The sequence below is a fragment of the Nocardioides sp. genome, assembly GCF_030655615.1.
GTDB lineage: Bacteria > Actinomycetota > Actinomycetes > Propionibacteriales > Nocardioidaceae > Nocardioides.
This window is the reverse complement of the sequence record NZ_JAURVJ010000213.1, coordinates 1-17,051: the sequence shown is the minus strand read 5'-3', so window position 1 is coordinate 17,051 and position 17,051 is coordinate 1. Positions and strand designations below refer to the sequence as shown.

Below are 17,051 nucleotides of genomic sequence, written 5' to 3'. Positions count from 1 at the left end.
AGCGTCTCCCCACGGTGATCGAGCCGACGGGCCGGCCAAGGCCCGGCGTGTCGAGATCCCCACAGCCGACCCACCCGACCCGACCTCGGGCCGACCGCCCCACAGGACGGTGATCGACGTCCGTGTGGTCAGCCTGGGCACACCGGCTGCGGGGGTCTCGACGCGGACGGCGCTAGCGCGCCGACCGGCTCGACCACCGTGACGTGCGGCCCGGTCGGCGCACCGGCTGCGAGGGTCTCGACGCGCGGTGACTTCGTCCCCGCGGCTCGACCACCGTGAGGTGGGGTGGGTTCGCTCAGCCGGGTGGCCAGCCGAGGTCGCGGCCGGCCAGGAGGTGCAGGTGGGTGTGGAAGACGGTCTGGCCGGCGCCGGCGCCGGTGTTGAAGACCAGGCGGTAGTCGTCGGCGTACCCCTCGGCGGCGGCGACGGCCGCGGCCGTGCGGACCAGCTCGGCCGAGGCCTCGGGGTCGCCCGCGGCGAGGGCGGCGGCGTTGGCGTAGTGGTCGCGCGGGACCACGAGCACGTGGGTCGGCGCCTGGGGGTTGAGGTCGCGGAAGGCGACGGTGCGCTCGGTGGTGTGCACCACCTCGGCCGGGATGTCGCCGGACACGATCTTGCAGAAGAGACAGTCGTCCACGCCGCCACGGTAGACCGCGCGCAACCGTGCGGACAGCCGCGACGTCCCACCCTTGCCCGACACGCACTCGATCACCGTCACCTGATCCGACCCACCAGACAGGATGAGGACCATGAACACCAGGACCAGCCTCGCCGTCCTCGCGCTCTCGGGCGTGCTCGCCACCGGCCTGACCGCGTGCGGCGACGACGAACCCGAGCCGGTCTCCTCCGAGACGGGCTCCGACGCGGCCGCCACGACGACCGAGGCGCCGACGACCACCCCCACCGAGCCCACGTCGTCGCCGAGCGAGTCCGAGTCGACGCCCGACGCGGGCGCAGCCCCGGTCTACTTCACCGGCGACACCCCGCTGGGCGCGCGGCTCTACCGCGAGTTCCGCCAGGTCGAGGCCGACAACCCGCTCGAGGAGGCCGCCGCGCTGCTCGTCGCGGGTGACGCGCTCGACCCCGACTCCGGCACCCTGCTCGGCGGCGTCACGATCGACACCGTCACCCAGGACGACGCCGCGATCGTGGTCACCCTCGGTGAGGACTCGATCCTCAAGGCGGGCAAGGGCACGTCGGCCGAGGATGCCTCGCTCGCCGTCCAGTCCCTCGTCTACACGCTGCAGGGCGTCGCCCAGGCCCGGGTGCCGGTGCGGGTCGTGCTCGCCGACGGCACGCCCACCGACCTGTTCGGCCAGCCCACCGCCGAGGGCGTCACGGCCGCGCCCGAGCTCGACGTGCTCGCGCTCGTCAACCTCACCACGCCCGAGGAGGGCGCCACCGCGTCCGGCACGCTCGACGTCGAGGGCGTGGCCAGCTCGTTCGAGGCGACCGTGCCCTACGCCGTCCTCGACGAGGCGGGCAAGGAGGTCGTCTCCGACTTCAGCACCGCCGAGGGCTGGGTCGACAAGCTCTACCCGTTCACCGCCGAGGTCGACATCAGCGCGCTCGCGCCGGGCACCTACACGTTCGTCGCCCGCACCGACGACCCCTCGGGTGGCGAGGGCCCCGGCGCGTTCGAGGACACCAAGACCTTCACCGTCGGGTGAGCCGGACGGGGCAGACGTGAGGCTGACGGCGCAGCGGCTCAACCGCACCCTGCTGCGCCGTCAGCACCTCCTCGAGCGGGTGTCGACGACGGTCGTCGACGAGTGCCGCCACCTCGTGGGCCTGCAGGCCCAGGAGAACCTGCCGCCGTACCTCTCCCTCGCCGCGCGCCTCGAGTCCTTCGACCCCCACGAGGTGACCCGCGGGCTCGAGGACCGGGCGCTGGTCCGGTTCCTCACCATGCGCGGGACCGTCCACCTGCTCGCCGCCGACGACGTCGGCCTGCGCTCCTGGACCACGCCCGTCCACGAGCGCGAGATCAAGGTCAGCCAGAACGTCGGCACCGCCCGCGAGGTCGACCGGGTGGCCTACGTCGCCGCGCTCGCCGAGGTCCTCGCCGACGGGCCCCTGCCCCAGAAGACGATCGGGCTCGCGCTCGCCGAGCACTTCCCGGGCCATACCGCCGCGCAGCTCGGCCAGCTGGCCCGCTCGGCCGCCCCGCTGGTGCAGCTGCCGCCGCGCGGGACGTGGAAGGGGTCCGGCGGCGTCGTCTACGACCTCGCCGACCGGTGGACCGGCCACCCTCTTGACCCGCCCGACCCGGCTGACGTCGTACGCCGCTACTTGCGGGCCTACGGACCCGCCAGTGCCGCCGACGTGACGACGTGGTCCGGCGTGACCCGGCTGGGACCGGTCGTCAAGGCCATGGACGACCTCGTGGTGCACGAGGACCACGAGGGCCGTCCCCTCGTCGACGTCGCCGACGGCGAGATCGAGGAAGAAGACGCCCCAGCGCCGGTGAGGCTGCTCGGCACCTACGACAACGTGTGGCTGAGCCACGCCGCCCGCGACCGCGTCACGCGTCCGGGCGGCCGCGAGGCGTGGTCGGGACCCAACGGGGCCTCGGCCTCCACGGTCTTCGCCGACGGCTGGCTGGTCGGACTCTGGCGGGCCGTCGACGGCCGGGTCGAGCTCGGCGAGACGCTCCGCGCCCTGACCCGGCGGGAGCGGTCCGAGCTCGCCGTCGAGGTCAGCCGGGTGGAGTCGTTGCTCGCGACGTGAGCTCCTGGGTGCCGAGCACCGAGAGCAGCGCGAGGCGGTCGGCGCTGTCGGTGCCGAGGGCCGGGGTGAACCACAGCAGCCGCTGCCGTCCGTCGTCGCTGAACAGCTGCAGGCAGTTGACCTCCAGCACGCCGAGCTCGCGGTGGACGATCCGCTTGCGCTCGTTGCGGCGTACGGCGACGTCGTGCTCGTCCCACAGGGCAGCGAACTCCGGCGACACCCGTTGCAGCGAGCCGACCAGGTCGGTCACCTCGGGGTCGTCGGCGGCCCGCCGCGAGCTCGCTGCCCGCAGGTCGGCGACGAACGACCGCGCGTGGTGGTCGTGGTCGACCTCGGGATAGAGCGCCCGCGCCGCCGGGTCGGTGAACCAGCGGTGCACGAAGCTCGCGCTCGCCCCGACGTACGACGTCTGGTCGCCCAGGAGCGCCACGGCCAGCGGGTTCTGGAGCAGGGCCACGTGGAGATCGGTGATGACCTGGGCCGGCGTCCCGTCGAGCCGCAGCAGCAGGTCGGCCAGGCTCGGGTGCACGTGGGAGGACGGTCCGCCGACGGGTACCGGCCGCCCGGCCAGCAGGAACAGGTGGTCACGCTCGTCGCGGGTCAGCCGCAGCGCCCGCGCCAGGGCGGCGACCATCTGGTCCGACGGCTGCGAGCCGGCGCCGCGCTCGAGCTCGATGTAGTACTCCACCGACGCCCCGGCCAGCACCGCCACCTCGTCGCGGCGCAGCCCGGGCACCCGCCGGCGCGGGCCGACCGGCAGCCCGACGTCGCCCGGACGGATCCGGTCGCGGCGCGAGCGGAGGAAGCGGCCGAGCTCGGGAAGGTCCACGACGCCAGTCTGCCCGCGCCGCGGCCGCGGTCCCAGGGCGCAAGGAGGGGATGGCGTCCCCTGGGTGGGCGCCGACTGTCACCGCCGCCGCGACCACGGCACGGTGGAGCCATGACCACCGACACCACCGCCACCACCCAGACCTCCCACCCCCGCACAGCCATAGTGACCGGCGGCTCCCGCGGCATCGGCCGCGCCGTCGCCACCCGTCTCGCCGCCGACGGCCTCGCGGTCGTCGTCGCGTACGCCGGCAACCACGCCGACGCCGAGGCCACGGTCGCCGCCATCGAGGCCGGGGGCGGCCGAGCCCTCGCGGTGCAGGCCGACGTCGCCGACGAGGCCGCCGTCAGCCGCCTCTTCGACGCCGCCGAGGAGACCTACGGCGGCATCGACGTCGTCGTGCACGCGGCGGGCCGGATGACGCTCAGCACCATCGCCGACCTCGACCTCGACGACCTCGACGCGCTGCACCGCACCAACATCCGCGGCACGTTCGTCGTGGCGCAGCAGGCGGCGCGGCGGATCCGCGACGGCGGCGCGGTCCTGACGTTCTCGACGACGGTGGTCGGCACGGCGTTCCCGACCTACGGCGCCTACGCCGCGAGCAAGGGCGCCGTGGAGGCCACGACCCTGATCCTGGCCCGGGAGATGCGCGGTCGCGACGTGACGGTCAACTGTGTCGCCCCCGGCCCGACGGCCACCGACATGTTCCTCGACGGCAAGGACGACGAGCTCGTCGAGCGCCTCGCCCAGCAGAACCCGCTCCAGCGCCTCGGCACCCCTGAGGACATCGCCGAGGTGGTCGCCTTCCTCGTGTCCCCCGCCGGCCACTGGGTCAACGGGCAGGTGCTGCGCGCCAACGGCGGCATGGCCTGAGCGGCGCGGCAGGCGGCCCAGGGATCGTCAGCGCCAGCGTGGGGTGCGGCTGAGGAGGGCGGCGACGGCGGCGACGCCGGCGGTGGAGGTGCGGAGCACCTCGTCGCCCATTCGTACGACGTGGGCCCCGGCGGCCGCGAAGGCCGCGACCTCGTCGTCGGTGAGGCCGCCCTCGGGCCCGACGACCACGAGGACCCGACCGGACGCGGGCACGTCGACCGTGGCGAGGGCGACGGAGCCCTCCTCGTGCAGCACGACCGCGAGCTCGGCCGACGCGACGAGGGCGAGCACGTCGTCGGTGGTGGTCAGCGCCGTCACGCCCGGGTGCCAGGCGCGGCGCGACTGCTTGGCGGCCTCGCGGGCGGTGGAGCGCCAGCGGGCCAGGGACTTCTCGGCGCGCTCGCCCTTCCAGACCGCGACCGAGCGGGAGGCCGCCCACGGCACGATCAGCCCGACCCCGATCTCGGTGAGCACCTCGACCGCGAGCTCGCCGCGGTCGCCCTTGGGCAGCGCCTGCACCACGACGACGTCGGGGCTCGGCGCCGCGGCGTCGGTGACCTGGTCGACCCGGACCTCGAGGCGCTGCTTGCCGGTCGCCCCGACCGCGCCCACGGCGGTGCGCCCGGCACCGTCGGTCAGGACGACCCGCTCACCCGCGCGCAGCCGTCGTACGACGACCGCGTGGTGGGCCTCGTCGCCCTCGACGACCACGGTGTCGCCGGCGGTGACCCCGGCGAGCGTGGGGACGAGGTGGACGGGCAGCGACATCGGGCTCAGTGGCCGAAGAAGCGACCGAAGACCGACTTCTGCTGGGCCTTGACCTGCCCGGTCGGCTGCTCCTCGCCGCGCAGCGCGGCGAGCTCGCGCAGCAGCTCCTCCTGGCGGGGATCGAGGCGAGTCGGGGTCTCGACCACGGTGGTGACGACGAGGTCGCCCCGTCCGCCGCGCAGGCCGGGGACGCCGCGTCCGCGGAGCACCTGCTCGGAGCCGGACTGGGTGCCGGCGACGATCTCGAGCTCGAACGATGTCTCGACGCCGGACCCGGCGCCCTGCTCGACGTCGGCCTCGAGGGTGGGCAGGGTGAGCGTCGTACCGAGGGCGGCCGCGCTCATCGGCAGCGTCACCGTGCAGTGCAGGTCGTTGCCGTTGCGGATGAAGGTCTCGTGGGGCGCGACGTGGATCTCGACGTAGAGGTCGCCGGCGGGACCGCCACCGGGACCGACCTCGCCCTGCTCGCCGAGCTGGACCCGGGTGCCGGTGTCGACACCGGCGGGGATCTTGACCGTGAGCGACCTGCGCGAGCGGACGCGGCCGTCGCCGGAGCAGTCGCGGCACGGGTCGGGGATGATCGTGCCGAAGCCGCCGCACGCCGAGCACGGGCGCAGCGTGCGCACCTCGCCCAGGAAGGACCGCTGCACGACCGCGACCTCGCCCTGGCCGCGGCAGGTGTCGCACGGCACCGGCTCGCTGCCGGGGGCGGCGCCGTCGCCGTGGCAGGTGGTGCAGAGCACCGCGGTGTCGACCTTGAGCTCGCGGGAGACGCCGAAGGCGGCCTCGGCGAGGTCGATCTCGATGCGGATCAGGGCGTCCTGACCGCGACGCCGGCGCGAGCGCGGCCCGCGGCCACCGCCGGCGCCGCCGCCCTGGCCGCCGAAGAAGGCGTCCATGATGTCGGTGAACGAGAAGCCCGCGCCCTGGCCGAAGCCGGCGCCGCCGAACGGGTCGCCGCCGCGGTCGTAGGCCGCGCGCTTCTGGGGGTCGGACAGCACCTCGTAGGCGGCCGACACCTCCTTGAACTTCTCCTGCGTCGCCGGGTCGGGGTTGACGTCGGGGTGCAGCTGGCGCGCGAGCTTGCGGTAGGCCTTCTTGATGGTGTCGGCGTCCGCGTCGCGGGTGACACCGAGAAGGTCGTACGGGTCCTGGCTCAACAGCGTTCCTTCGTGCGTGGGTGGGGTGTGGCGGTGTGACGGGCCGGTCAGGACTCGTCGAGGATGCGGGAGACGTAGCGGGCGACGGCCCGGACCGCCGCCATGGTGCCGGGGTAGTCCATCCGGGTCGGTCCGACGATGCCGAGGGTGGCGAGGGCGTCGTCGTGGGGGCCGTAGCCGGTGGCGACGACGCTGGTGGAGGCGAAGTTCTCGATCGGGCCCTCGGCGCCGATGCGGACGGTGACCGTGCCCGACGGGCTGGCCTCGCCGAGCAGCTGGAGCAGCACGACGTGCTCCTCGAGGGCCTCGAGGACCGGGCGCACGGCGGACTCGAAGCTGTCGCCGTAGCGCGCGAGGTTGGCGGCCCCGCCGACCGCGACCCGCTCGTCGGAGCGGTGGTCGCTCATGGCCTCGACGAGGACCCGGGCGACGGCCGTGGTGTGCTCGCCCGGCTCGTCCTCGAGCGCCTTGAGCGCGGTCACGGCCTCGGCGATGACCTCGCCGGTCGCGGCCAGGTTGAGGCGGCTGCGGAGCCGGGCCAGGTCGTCGTCGGAGACCGGCGCGGTGAGCTCGACGACGCGCTGCTCGACGCGTCCGGTGCTCAGGATGGCGATGACGAGCAGCCGGTCGGGGGCCAGCGCGACCAGCTCGACGTGGCGGACGGTCGAGCGGGAGAGCGTGGGGTACTGCACGACGGCGACCTGGCGGGTGAGCTGCGAGAGCAGCCGGACGCTGCGCGAGACGACGTCGTCGAGGTCGACCGCGCCGTCGAGGAAGCTGGCGATCGCGCGCTTCTCGGGGGCGCTGAGCGGCTTGACCGAGCCCAGCCGGTCGACGAACAGCCGGTAGCCCTTGTCGGTCGGGATGCGGCCGGCGCTCGTGTGGGGCTGGGTGAGGTAGCCCTCGTCCTCGAGCGCGGCCATGTCGTTGCGCACCGTGGCCGGCGAGACGTTGAGGCTGTGCCGCTCGACCAGCGCCTTGGACCCGACGGGCTCCTCGGTCGCGACGTAGTCCTGGACGATCGCCCGCAGGACCGCGATCCGCCGTTCCTCCTGCATGGTGACCTCCGTCCGGTGGGCTGGTGTGGGGGCTGGTGTGAGGGCTGCTGTGGGGGCCTGGTGGTGCGTGCTGGCACTCCCCTGTACCGAGTGCCAAGCGTACCGGTCCGTGGAACCCCACCTCGACGGCGTACGACCGGAAGGTTAGGCTTGCCTTAGTCACTCCCCCGGCTCATGAGGAGCACCGCATGACCAGCCTCGACCACCACACGTCCACGGGCGACCCGGTCCTGCTCGCGGCCGCCGCCCGCTCGGTCCTCGCCTGCCCGGCCGGCGTCAACCTGGTGGTCGACGGCGTCGACGACGTGCTCGGCGACCTCGGCGACCCCGACACCGGTGGCGCCGGCGAGCTCGGCATGCAGGACATCGAGGGCGTGCCGACCTTCTCGGCGCCCACCGGCACCCGCCTGGTCGGTGCGGCCGCGCTCGGGCGCCGGGCGTTGCTGACCCTCGAGAGCGGCCTCGGCCGGGCTGCCTCCCTCGAGCGCGACGCCGTGCTCACGCTCGGCGGTCGCCTCGAGCGCCGCGGCGAGGTGAGCTGCGAGTGCTGCAACGAGGTGCGCGAGACCGTCGTGATGGTCGTCGACGTGGTCGTCCTCACCCTTCCGCAGGGCTTCGACCAGGTGCGCGTCTCGGTCGACCACTTCCGCTCGCCCGACCACGTGCTCAACCGCGGCTACCTCCAGCGCTCGACCGAGCACGCCAACCTCTGCCACCAGGACGAGCTGCGCCGCGCCGTGTCCGGCACCACCGGCACCCGGCTCGCCGAGGTCGTCGGCGTCTCGCTGACCGAGCTCGCCGCCGACGGCGTCGAGGTGCAGTGGGTCGACCTCGAGGGCTCCCACCGGCGCCGGCTCACCTTCCCCCGCCCCGCCACCAGCACCGACGAGCTCGGTGACCTGCTGCGGAGCGAGCTGCACGCGGGGTTGTGCTGAGAAACGTCGGCCCAGGTGGAGATTCACCGCTGGAGCGGTGAATCTCCTCCTTCTGGGCCGAAACTTCGACCCACCACCGGGAGATCCCACCCAGAACCCCCCGGCCTAGGGTCGACGCATGCCGTTCACCGAGATCGCCGACCGGGTCTGGGTCGCGCGTTACGCGTGGTTCGACGTCAACGTGACGGTGGTGCGCGGTGACCGCGGGCTCCTCGTCGTCGACACGCACGCCTCGGCGGTGGCGGCGCGCGAGGTGGTCGACGACATCAGGGCGCTGGGCGCCGGCGACGTCGTCGAGGTGGTCAACACCCACGAGCACTTCGACCACTGGTTCGGCAACGGCACGCTGCGCGAGGCCTACGGCGAGGTCCCGATCCACGCCCACGAGACCGCGGCCGCCGCGATGCTCGAGTCGGCCGCGCGCGTCAAGGGCCTCTACGACGACGAGCCCGACGACCCGCGCCGGGCCGAGGTGCAGGCGACCGACCTCGTCGCGGCCGACCAGACCTTCTCCTCGGCCCGCGTCGTCGACCTCGGCGACCGCTACGTCGAGCTCGTCCACCCGGGCCGTGGCCACACCTCCGGCGACCTGGTCGTCCGGGTCCCCGACGTCGACGTCCTCCTCGCCGGCGACCTGCTGGAGGAGTCGGCCGCGCGCGACGCGACGCCCGGGTTCGGGCCCGACTGCTGGCCGCTGGAGTGGCCGCTCTCGCTCGACGTCGTGCTCGGCCTGGTCACGACGGCCACGGTCGTCGTACCGGGTCACGGCGCGGTGGTGGGCCGCGAGTTCCTCGAGGACCAGCGCAACGACATCGGCATCCTCGCCGAGACCCTGCGCGACCTGGCCGGGCGCGGCGTACCGGTGCGCGACGCCCTCGCCACCGGCGACTGGCCGTTCCCGGAGAAGTACCTCGCCGACGCCGTGCGCCGAGGCTACGAGCAGCTGCCGCGCGCGCAGAAGCGCCTGCCCCTCCTCTGAGCCGCGGCCCTGACGTAGGTTCGGGACATGAGTGAGTCCGAGACCGACCCCACGCCCGAGGCCATCGACGACGAGCAGCTCCCCGAGGACCTGCGGCCCGACGACAACCCGCTGGCCAAGGGGCTCGACGACGGCGAGACCGTCGACGACCTGCTCACCGGCGGCAAGCACGCCGACCAGGACGAGGACGGGGACACCTCACAGGACGACGACGGCGCGTCCTGACCGGCGCCGTCCGCCCGCGCACCTAGCGTGGACGGGTGGTTGATCGCTACGGCTCCGACGTCCTGTCCGGCGACTGGCGCGTCCCCAAGCGAGGCCGGGCCACCGAGGCGAGCGCCGACGTGGGGCTCGTTGTCGAGGAGGTCATGACCGACTTCGTCGGCGAGATCGTCGCCGTCGACCGCGACCTCGGCGTGCTGACGCTCGAGGACCGGCGCTCCAAGCGCCGCACGTTCCCGCTCGGCCCCGGCTTCCTGCTCGAGGGCAAGCCGGTCGTGCTGGTGCCGCCAGTCCGGCTGACCGCGCCAGCCAAGGCCACCCGTACGGCGTCCGGCTCGGTCGCCGTGCACGGCGCCACGGCCCGGGTGGCGCGGGCCAGCCGCATCTTCGTCGAGGGCCGCCACGACGCCGAGCTCGTCGAGAAGGTGTGGGGCGACGACCTGCGGCTCGAGGGCGTCGTCGTCGAGCTCCTCGACGGCGTCGACCACCTCGAGGAGGTGCTCGCGCGGTTCGGGCCGGGCCCCGACCGCCGGGTCGGGGTCCTGGTCGACCACCTGGTCAAGGGCTCCAAGGAGCAGCGGATCGCCGCCCAGGTCGAGGGCCCGCACGTGCTCGTCGTGGGCCACCCGTTCATCGACATCTGGGCCGCGGTCAAGCCCGACCGGATCGGCCTCGACCGCTGGCCCGACGTCCCCCGCGAGATCGAGTGGAAGAAGGGCGTCTGCGCCGCGCTCGGCTGGCCGCACGCCGAGCAGGCCGACATCGCCCGCGCGTGGAAGCAGATCCTCTCCCGCGTCGACTCCTTCGCCGACTGCGACCCGGCGCTGCTGGGTCGCGTCGAGGAGCTCATCGACTTCGTGACCTCAGGTCAGGAGTGACCTGACCACCGCGTCGGCCAGCAGCCGACCGCGCGGGGTCAGCACCAGCCGGTCGCCCTCGACGACGGCCCGGCCGTCGGCGACCACGCCGGCCACGGCCGCGCGCCCGTCGTCGTCGAGGACGTCGAGCGCCAGGCCGTCGCGCAGCCGCACCTCGAGCAGCACGCGCTCGACACGACGGGTCTCGTCGTCGAGGACCTCGCGGGCGTGGGCCGGGCTCTGGCCCGCGGCGATGCGGCCGGCGTACGCCGTGGGGTGCTTGACGTTCCACCAGCGGGTGCCGCCGACGTGGGAGTGCGCGCCCGGGCCGACGCCCCACCAGTCAGCGCCGCGCCAGTAGGCCTGGTTGTGGCGGCACGGGGCGCCCCAGTTGGACACCTCGTACCACCCGAGACCCGCCGCGGTCAGCCGCTCGTCGGCGACGACGTACTTGTCGGCGAGGTCGTCGTCGTCGGGCATCGGCATGATCCCGCGGCGTACCTGCCGGGCGAGGGCGGTGCCGTCCTCGACGATGAGCGCGTACGCCGACACGTGGTCGGGCGCGCAGGCGAGGGCCGCGCTGAGCGAGGCGTCCCAGTCGGCCAGCGACTCCCCCGGCGTGCCGTAGATGAGGTCGAGGCTCACCTGCTCGAACCCGGCGGCGCGGGCGTCCTCGACCACCCGCGGCACCCGCTCGGGGTCGTGGGTGCGGTCGAGCACCCGCAGCACGTGGCTCACCGACGACTGCACGCCGAAGGAGACACGGGTGTAGCCGGCCGCGCGCAGCACCTCGAGGTCGGCGCGGGTGACGGAGTCGGGGTTGGACTCGGTGGTGACCTCCGCGCCCGGCGCGAGCCCGAACTCGCCGTCGATCGCCGTCAGCACCGCCGCCAGGTCGGCGGGCGGCAGCAGCGTCGGCGTGCCGCCGCCGAGGAACACGGTCTCGACCGGGAGGTCGCGGTCGCCCAGCACCCGACGGGCGAGCCGGACCTCCTCGACCGCCTGCGCTGCGTAGGTCGCCCGCGAGGCGCCGGGGCCGAGCTCGTCGGCGGTGTAGGTGTTGAAGTCGCAGTAGCCGCAGCGCACCGAGCAGTAGGGCACGTGCACGTAGAACGAGAACGACCGCTCGCCGAGCTGCGCGAGCGAGGCGGCGGGCAGCGACCCGTCGCCGGGCGCCGGGTCGCCGACGGGCAGGGCGGACGGCATCCCCCCAGTGTGGCGACCCGGCCCGGCGGCGGGTCGTCCGCCCCTCGTCGCAACCGGAGGCGTGCCGACGGCATCACAGGGGAAGACCGGCACGACACACCCGATCTCGGAGGACCCATGTCACCCACCCGTCACCTCGCCGCGGCGCTCGCCGTCGGCGCCCTGCTCACCACCGGCGCCACCACCGCCACCGCCGCCACCGCCGCGGCCGCGCCCGGTGCGTCGGACGTGCCCTACACCGACGCGATGCGCGGCAGCGGCACGGTGGCCGTGGGCGATCGCGCCGGCAGCGGCATCACCGTCAAGCAGGCGCGGTCGGTCAAGGTGGTGACGATGCGCTTCGACGTCGTCCGGCACGCGGGCGTGCCGTCGGCGCGGGTCCGCACGACGCTCAAGCGCGTGCTGCCGGCCGCCCCGCAGCGCTACCGCCAGGTGGTCGCGGTCGGGTTCGACGAGGAACGCGTCCTGGTCACCAACGTCGCGACGGGCCGCACCCGGTTCCTCGACACGTCCGGCGGCGGGCCGCTGCGCGGGTGCCACCGGCAGGCCTCGCGGGTCGACGGCCGGGTGCTGACCCAGTGGGTCCCCCTGTCCTGCCTGCTCACCGACACCTCCGAGATGAGCACCCGCTCGATGCTGACGTCGACGCGCACCCACCGCGAGGTCGGGGTCCACGGGCGCACCCTCGGCTTCGGGCCGTTCCTGCGCTGGCGCGACTGAGGCCTCAGACGGGCACGCTCAGGTTGAACGTGTAGCCGTCGGTCGCCGAGCCGGCGACCTTGGCGAGCTGCAGCGAGTAGCCGTCGGAGAAGATCCCGTCGGTGTCGAGGCTGACGCCGGCGAAGGTCGAGACGCTCGACTCGTAGCCGTCGACGACGCCGTAGACCTCCTGGCAGGTGGCGTCCGGGATGGCGAGCTGCGACGTGCGCAGCTTGTTCTCCGACGACGTCGCCTCCGCCAGGCTGGGGTAGACCTCGAAGTGCATGTGCGGCCAGCGCCCGGCGTAGCAGGCCGGGAAGATCGTGGTGAACTCGACCATCCCCTTCGCGTCGGCCTCCTGGACACCGCGCAGGTAGTTCTCGTCGGCGACCCCGTCGTCGTACATCGAGTAGCGGCCCTCGGCGTCGCAGTGCCAGAGATAGATGGCCGCACCCTCGAGCACGGTGGCGTCCTCGCCGTCGAGGTCGTAGACCTTGAGGCGCACCGTCACCGGTACGCCGGACGCGACGCCGGTCGGTCCGCCGAAGCTCGCGGTGAGGTCGCTGCGCACCACCCCGGACTCGCCCAGCACGTTGGGGCCGTTGGACCCGTCACCCGGGTAGGGACCGGCGGTCTCCTCGGGGATCTCGCCGTCGGCGACCTCGACGCTCGAGTCGCCGCCCATCGCCCCACCCCCGCCGCCGGGCGGAGCGCCGTCGGGCGGGGTCCCGCCGGGTCCACCGGGTCCACCGGTCGAGGCCGACGCGCTCGGTGTGCTCGGCGCGGTCGACGAGGTCGCGGTGTCGCTCGCCGCAGCGCTCGACCCGTCGCCGTCGGTCGCGCACCCGACGACCGCGACGGCACCGAGACCGCCGAAGAGGCCGAGGAGGCCGCGTCGACCGAGTGAGCGGCGCTGCTCGGCGATCGTGCCGAGGTCGTGGGTCAGGCCGAGGTCGTGCTCCTCGATCTCGTCAGGCCGGTCAGGCCGGTCAGGCCGGTCAGGCCGGTCGGGCCGGTCGCGTCGGTCAGGTCGGTCAGGCCGGTCAGGTCCGTGGTGCGTCGTCATGCGCCGAGGATGCGCGGCCTGCCTGTGCGTCGCCTGTGCGACGGCTCTCAGGCGCCGTAGAAGCTGTTGATGAGCTCCTTGTTGTTCTTCTCGACCACGTTGCGCTTGACCTTGAGCGAGGGGGTCAGCTCACCGGACTCGATCGTCAGGTCGGAGCCGAGGATCTCCCACTTCTTGATGGTCTCCCAGCGGTTGAGCTTGGCGTTGAGCTGCTCGACGTAGTCGGCGACCATCGCCTTCACGGGCTCGGAGCTGACGACCTCGTCGTAGGACTTGCCGCTCATGCCGTTCTCGTCGGCCCAGCCCGCCATGGCGTCGGGGTCGAGGGTCACCAGCGCGACGACGAAGTTGCGGTCGTTGCCGAAGACCATGAACTGGCTGGCGTAGGGACAGGTGGCCTTGAACTTGGCCTCGATCGCCGACGGGGCGATGTACTTGCCGCCAGAGGTCTTGAACAGGTCCTTGATGCGGCCGGTGATGGTGAGGAAGCCCTCGGAGTCGAGGGAGCCCTTGTCGCCGGTGTGGAGCCAGCCGTCGCCGTCGAGCGCCTTGGCGGTCTCGTCGGGGTTGTTGTGGTAGCCGGCCATGATGTGCGGCCCGCGCAGCAGCACCTCGTCGCCCTCGCCGATCTTGACCTCGCTGCCCGGCATCGCCTGGCCGACGGTGCCCATCTTGTAGGCGTCGGGGTGGTTGACCGTGGCGCCGGCGGCGTTCTCGGTCATCCCGTAGCCCTCGAGGATGAGGATGCCCGCGGCGTGGAACCATTGGGCGATCTCGGGGTTGAGCGCCGCGGAGCCGGAGATGAAGAACCGCACGCGGCCGCCGAACCGGTCGCGGACCTTGCTGAACACCAGCCGGTCGAACAGCGCGTGCTGCACCTTGAGCGGCAGCGGTACGGACTTGCCGTCCTTGGTGAGCTCGTCGACCTTGGTGCCGACGGCGAACGCCTGCTTGAAGATCTTCTCCTTGAGCCCACCCTCGCTCGCGGTCATCGTGACGATGCGGGCGTGGGCCTTCTCGAAGATGCGGGGGGCGGCGCCCATGAAGGTCGGCTTCACGATGCCGAGGTTGTCGACGATCTTGTCGACCCGGCCGTCGATGGCGGTGGCGAAGCCGCACGCGAGCTGGGTCGAGAGCAGCACCTTGCCGAACGAGTGGGCCATGGGCAGCCACAGGAACTGCAGGTCGGTCTCGTCGAGGATGTTCTGCGCCTTGATGGCCGCGCCCTCGTAGACCCACGCCCGGTGGGTCAGCCGCACGCCCTTGGGGCGGCCGGTGGTGCCGGAGGTGTAGATGAGGGTCGCGAGCTGGTCGGCCGGGATCTTGGCCGCAATGGTGTCGATGACGCCCGGGTTGTCGGCGAGGTAGCCGTCGCCCAGCTCGGCCAGCCCGTCGAGGGTGATGACCCGGTCGCCGTCGGCCTCGCCGTCGAACGTGATCACCTTGACCAGGTCGGGGAGCTTGGCCTCCTGCTCGTGCAGCTTGGCCAGCTGGCTGTCGTCCTCGGCGAAGACGAACCGCGAGTCGGAGTCGGCCAGGATGTAGGCCGTGTCGTCGGCGTTGGTGCTGGGGTAGACCGTGGTCGTGGCGCCTCCGGCGCACATCACGGCGAGGTCGGCGAGGATCCACTCGTAGCGGGTGCCGGACGCGATGCCGACCCGCTGCTCGGACTCGAGACCGAGCGCGAGCAGGCCCGCGGCGAGCCGGGACACGAGGTCGCCGGCCTGCTGCCAGGTCACCGACTCCCACGACTCCCCCCTCGGGAAGCGGAACGCCTCGGCGTCCGGCGAGACCTGCACGCGGTCGAGGAACTGGAGCGCGACGTTCTGCGCGAGGTTGTCGACGAACGACGCATCGTGGTTGACAGGCATTGACGATCCCTTGGGTGACGGCCGAGACGGGTGGTGTTTCTGGTCAGTAACCTAGATCACGACGGCCCTCGCCGGACAGGGGATCCATCAGTCGCGGGCAGGTGGTGCGACCGCGTCGGCGAACCACGACGACACGGTGACCCCCGAGCCCGGCCGGTGGACGACCTCGACCGGGTCCCCCGCCCTCACCGTCCCCGGTACGACGACCCGCAGGTAGGCGCCCGGGCGGAGGTCCTGCGCGAACCGTCGGACCCAGGCGCGGTCGTCGTAGCCGTTACGGCCCAGCCACGCCTTGAACGTCTGGCACGGCGTGCGGAACATCGTCACCTCGACGATCGCGGGGTCGGCCACGGGGTCGCCGATCCGCCAGCGCTCGCCGATCTCGGCGCCGTTGACGTCGAGACCCTCGGTGGTGAGGTTCTCGCCGAACATCCCGTCGGGCACCGGGAGGCCGAACGTCTCGGCCCAGCGGTCGAGGTCCTCACGCGCGAAGGCGTAGACGGCCTTGTCGGGCCCGCCGTGGTGGCGCCGGTTGGAGACCTCGTCGCCCTCGAGCCCGAGCGGCCCGACGGCGACCGCGTCGGTCACCGACGTCTTGTCGATCGAGGTGCGGCCGATGGTCGTCCACGCCGCCGGCCGCGGGCGGCCGACGTTGACCGAGCGGATCACCGACACGCCCGCATCCTCTCACCGGGGGCGGTCAGTCCTGAACCGCTTTCGCGACGGTCACGCAGCGGGTGATCCAGTCGCCGTCGGGCTCGGTCTCCTCGAGCTCGTCGAGCGCCTGGTGGAGCATCCGGACCACGACCCAGTCGCGGGCCCGGTCCTCGTCGAGGCCGGCCGTGTCGACGACGGTGTGGAAGCGTCGCCTGACGCCGTCGCGCACGTCGCCCGCGAGCTCGGCCCACCGGTTCCACAGCAGTGGCGCGACCTCGTGGTGCGGGTCGCCGCTCATCGGCTTGGGGTCGATCGCCAGCCACGGCTCGCGGTCGGCCGCCAGCACGTTCTCGTAGTGCAGGTCGCCGTGGATCATCGTGCCGTCGGTGGCGTCGTCGGTGGCGAACGCGCGGCCCAGCGCGACCGCCTGCTCGACGAGGCGACGCGGCACCGGCGCGCTGCGGGGCAGCTCGGCCAGCCGCTCGGTGGCGCGTCCGACGTACGACGACAGGCGGCGCAGCTGAGGCACCGCCGGCACGTGGAGGTGCTGGTAGAGGCCGGCGACGACCTCGCACGCCTGGAGGTCCCACGCGTCGCTGAGATCGGTGGGGTGCAGGCGCTCGAGGAGCAGGGCCGAACGGCCGGGGTCGGCCCGCAGCAGGCGTACGGCGCCCTGACCGTGCCAGTGCTGCAGGGCGAGGTGCTCGTGCTGGGCCTCCTCGTGGGGCCACCCGACCTTGAGCGCCGCCGAGGTGCCGTCGGCGGTCCGGACCATCAGCACGACGGCCGCGTTGCCGTGCCGCTGCTCGCCGTCCTCGACGAGGTCCCACTCGTCGAGCAGGGTCGCGGCGAGGCGCGGGAGGGCGGCGGCCCAGGCCAGCCAGCCCTCGGAGTGCCGGTGCGGGTCGAGCCAGCCGTCGGGGAGCCGCACCGGGGTGGCTACTTCTTGCCCTTCTCGGACGATCCGGCGCCGTCGTTGGAGAGGGCGGCGACGAACGCCTCCTGGGGGACCTCGACGCGGCCGACCATCTTCATCCGCTTCTTGCCCTCCTTCTGCTTCTCGAGCAGCTTGCGCTTGCGGGTGATGTCGCCGCCGTAGCACTTGGCGAGCACGTCCTTGCGGATCGCGCGGATGTTC

General features: G+C 73.3%; 18 protein-coding genes and 1 pseudogene. 8 read left to right on the top strand and 11 right to left on the bottom strand.

Going from position 1 to position 17,051, the window contains the following annotated elements:
• Positions 1-295: 295 nt before the first annotated feature.
• Positions 296-637 (bottom strand): HIT domain-containing protein, encoded by a 342-nt coding sequence (locus Q7T52_RS18570; protein WP_304805036.1) that lies wholly within the window; start codon positions 635-637, stop codon positions 296-298.
• Positions 638-749: 112 nt separating this feature from the next.
• Here Q7T52_RS18570 and Q7T52_RS18565 point away from each other — a divergent pair, with 112 nt between their 5' ends.
• Positions 750-1,670 (top strand): Gmad2 immunoglobulin-like domain-containing protein, encoded by a 921-nt coding sequence (locus Q7T52_RS18565; RefSeq protein ID WP_304805035.1) that lies wholly within the window; start codon positions 750-752, stop codon positions 1,668-1,670.
• Between the two features lie 16 nt (positions 1,671-1,686).
• On the top strand, positions 1,687-2,730 hold the full coding sequence (locus Q7T52_RS18560; protein ID WP_304805034.1) for a winged helix DNA-binding domain-containing protein: 1,044 nt from the start codon (positions 1,687-1,689) through the stop codon (positions 2,728-2,730).
• Here Q7T52_RS18560 and Q7T52_RS18555 read toward each other — a convergent pair.
• Positions 2,699-3,559 carry a helix-turn-helix transcriptional regulator gene (locus tag Q7T52_RS18555; RefSeq protein ID WP_304805033.1) on the bottom strand — a complete coding sequence of 287 codons (861 nt, stop codon included), beginning with the start codon at positions 3,557-3,559 and terminating at the stop codon, positions 2,699-2,701. The two genes, Q7T52_RS18560 and Q7T52_RS18555, sit on opposite strands and share 32 nt — an antisense overlap.
• A 111-nt stretch (positions 3,560-3,670) precedes the next feature.
• Between Q7T52_RS18555 and Q7T52_RS18550 the strand changes: the two genes are divergently transcribed.
• Positions 3,671-4,435: an SDR family oxidoreductase gene (locus tag Q7T52_RS18550; RefSeq protein ID WP_304805032.1), complete on the top strand. Its 765-nt coding sequence runs from the start codon at positions 3,671-3,673 to the stop codon at positions 4,433-4,435.
• 27 nt (positions 4,436-4,462) lie between these two features.
• Here the strand turns inward: Q7T52_RS18550 and Q7T52_RS18545 are convergent, their stop codons facing one another.
• The 3 genes from Q7T52_RS18545 to hrcA are packed head-to-tail and all read right to left on the bottom strand — an operon-like array spanning position 4,463 to position 7,421.
• Entirely contained in the window at positions 4,463-5,203 is a 741-nt protein-coding gene (locus Q7T52_RS18545; protein WP_304805031.1) for a 16S rRNA (uracil(1498)-N(3))-methyltransferase, read from the bottom strand.
• A gap of 5 nt (positions 5,204-5,208) precedes the next feature.
• The gene (gene dnaJ, locus Q7T52_RS18540; RefSeq protein ID WP_304805030.1) at positions 5,209-6,363 is read right to left on the bottom strand and encodes a molecular chaperone DnaJ; all 1,155 of its coding nucleotides are present in this window, start codon (positions 6,361-6,363) and stop codon (positions 5,209-5,211) included.
• A gap of 47 nt (positions 6,364-6,410) precedes the next feature.
• Positions 6,411-7,421 carry a heat-inducible transcriptional repressor HrcA gene (gene hrcA / locus Q7T52_RS18535; protein ID WP_304805029.1) on the bottom strand — a complete coding sequence of 337 codons (1,011 nt, stop codon included), beginning with the start codon at positions 7,419-7,421 and terminating at the stop codon, positions 6,411-6,413.
• Between the two features lie 188 nt (positions 7,422-7,609).
• Between hrcA and Q7T52_RS18530 the strand changes: the two genes are divergently transcribed.
• From Q7T52_RS18530 to Q7T52_RS18515, 4 genes are all read left to right on the top strand, one after another.
• A complete protein-coding gene (locus Q7T52_RS18530; RefSeq protein WP_304805028.1) occupies positions 7,610-8,356 on the top strand; it encodes a hypothetical protein in 747 nt (248 codons plus the stop codon).
• 118 nt (positions 8,357-8,474) lie between these two features.
• Entirely contained in the window at positions 8,475-9,335 is an 861-nt protein-coding gene (locus Q7T52_RS18525; protein WP_304805027.1) for an MBL fold metallo-hydrolase, read from the top strand.
• A 27-nt stretch (positions 9,336-9,362) separates the two neighbouring features.
• Entirely contained in the window at positions 9,363-9,560 is a 198-nt protein-coding gene (locus Q7T52_RS18520; protein ID WP_304805026.1) for a hypothetical protein, read from the top strand.
• A 35-nt stretch (positions 9,561-9,595) separates the two neighbouring features.
• Positions 9,596-10,435 carry a DUF3097 domain-containing protein gene (locus Q7T52_RS18515; protein WP_304805025.1) on the top strand — a complete coding sequence of 280 codons (840 nt, stop codon included), beginning with the start codon at positions 9,596-9,598 and terminating at the stop codon, positions 10,433-10,435.
• On the opposite strand, the gene hemW is transcribed toward Q7T52_RS18515, so the two are convergent.
• On the bottom strand, positions 10,421-11,620 hold the full coding sequence (gene hemW, locus Q7T52_RS18510; RefSeq protein ID WP_304805024.1) for a radical SAM family heme chaperone HemW: 1,200 nt from the start codon (positions 11,618-11,620) through the stop codon (positions 10,421-10,423). The two genes, Q7T52_RS18515 and hemW, sit on opposite strands and share 15 nt — an antisense overlap.
• A gap of 117 nt (positions 11,621-11,737) precedes the next feature.
• Between hemW and Q7T52_RS18505 the strand changes: the two genes are divergently transcribed.
• Positions 11,738-12,340 (top strand): hypothetical protein, encoded by a 603-nt coding sequence (locus Q7T52_RS18505; protein ID WP_304805023.1) that lies wholly within the window; start codon positions 11,738-11,740, stop codon positions 12,338-12,340.
• A 4-nt stretch (positions 12,341-12,344) separates the two neighbouring features.
• Here Q7T52_RS18505 and Q7T52_RS18500 read toward each other — a convergent pair whose 3' ends face one another.
• From Q7T52_RS18500 to Q7T52_RS18480, 5 genes and pseudogenes are all read right to left on the bottom strand, one after another.
• Entirely contained in the window at positions 12,345-13,385 is a 1,041-nt protein-coding gene (locus tag Q7T52_RS18500) for a 3,4-dioxygenase subunit beta (protein WP_304805022.1), read from the bottom strand.
• A 47-nt stretch (positions 13,386-13,432) separates the two neighbouring features.
• A complete protein-coding gene (locus Q7T52_RS18495) occupies positions 13,433-15,256 on the bottom strand; it encodes a long-chain fatty acid--CoA ligase (RefSeq protein WP_304805021.1) in 1,824 nt (607 codons plus the stop codon).
• An 87-nt stretch (positions 15,257-15,343) separates the two neighbouring features.
• A complete protein-coding gene (locus Q7T52_RS18490) occupies positions 15,344-15,931 on the bottom strand; it encodes an MOSC domain-containing protein (protein WP_304805020.1) in 588 nt (195 codons plus the stop codon).
• A 25-nt stretch (positions 15,932-15,956) separates the two neighbouring features.
• A complete protein-coding gene (locus Q7T52_RS18485) occupies positions 15,957-16,844 on the bottom strand; it encodes an aminoglycoside phosphotransferase family protein (protein ID WP_304805019.1) in 888 nt (295 codons plus the stop codon).
• 8 nt (positions 16,845-16,852) lie between these two features.
• Positions 16,853-17,051: pseudogene (locus tag Q7T52_RS18480) on the bottom strand (elongation factor 4); the annotation flags it as partial.

What these genes read in the sequence shown, in the direction of transcription:
- Q7T52_RS18525 (WP_304805027.1), top strand. Translation starts at nt 8,475, where the DNA reads ATGCCGTTCACCGAGATCGCCGACCGGGTCTGGGTCGCGCGTTACGCG.
- Q7T52_RS18550 (WP_304805032.1), top strand. Translation starts at nt 3,671, where the DNA reads ATGACCACCGACACCACCGCCACCACCCAGACCTCCCACCCCCGCACA.
- Q7T52_RS18500 (WP_304805022.1), bottom strand. Translation starts at nt 13,385, where the DNA reads ATGACGACGCACCACGGACCTGACCGGCCTGACCGACCTGACCGACGC.
- Q7T52_RS18545 (WP_304805031.1), bottom strand. Translation starts at nt 5,203, where the DNA reads ATGTCGCTGCCCGTCCACCTCGTCCCCACGCTCGCCGGGGTCACCGCC.
- Q7T52_RS18495 (WP_304805021.1), bottom strand. Translation starts at nt 15,256, where the DNA reads ATGCCTGTCAACCACGATGCGTCGTTCGTCGACAACCTCGCGCAGAAC.
- Q7T52_RS18520 (WP_304805026.1), top strand. Translation starts at nt 9,363, where the DNA reads ATGAGTGAGTCCGAGACCGACCCCACGCCCGAGGCCATCGACGACGAG.
- hemW (WP_304805024.1), bottom strand. Translation starts at nt 11,620, where the DNA reads ATGCCGTCCGCCCTGCCCGTCGGCGACCCGGCGCCCGGCGACGGGTCG.
- Q7T52_RS18565 (WP_304805035.1), top strand. Translation starts at nt 750, where the DNA reads ATGAACACCAGGACCAGCCTCGCCGTCCTCGCGCTCTCGGGCGTGCTC.
- Q7T52_RS18530 (WP_304805028.1), top strand. Translation starts at nt 7,610, where the DNA reads ATGACCAGCCTCGACCACCACACGTCCACGGGCGACCCGGTCCTGCTC.
- Q7T52_RS18505 (WP_304805023.1), top strand. Translation starts at nt 11,738, where the DNA reads ATGTCACCCACCCGTCACCTCGCCGCGGCGCTCGCCGTCGGCGCCCTG.
- hrcA (WP_304805029.1), bottom strand. Translation starts at nt 7,421, where the DNA reads ATGCAGGAGGAACGGCGGATCGCGGTCCTGCGGGCGATCGTCCAGGAC.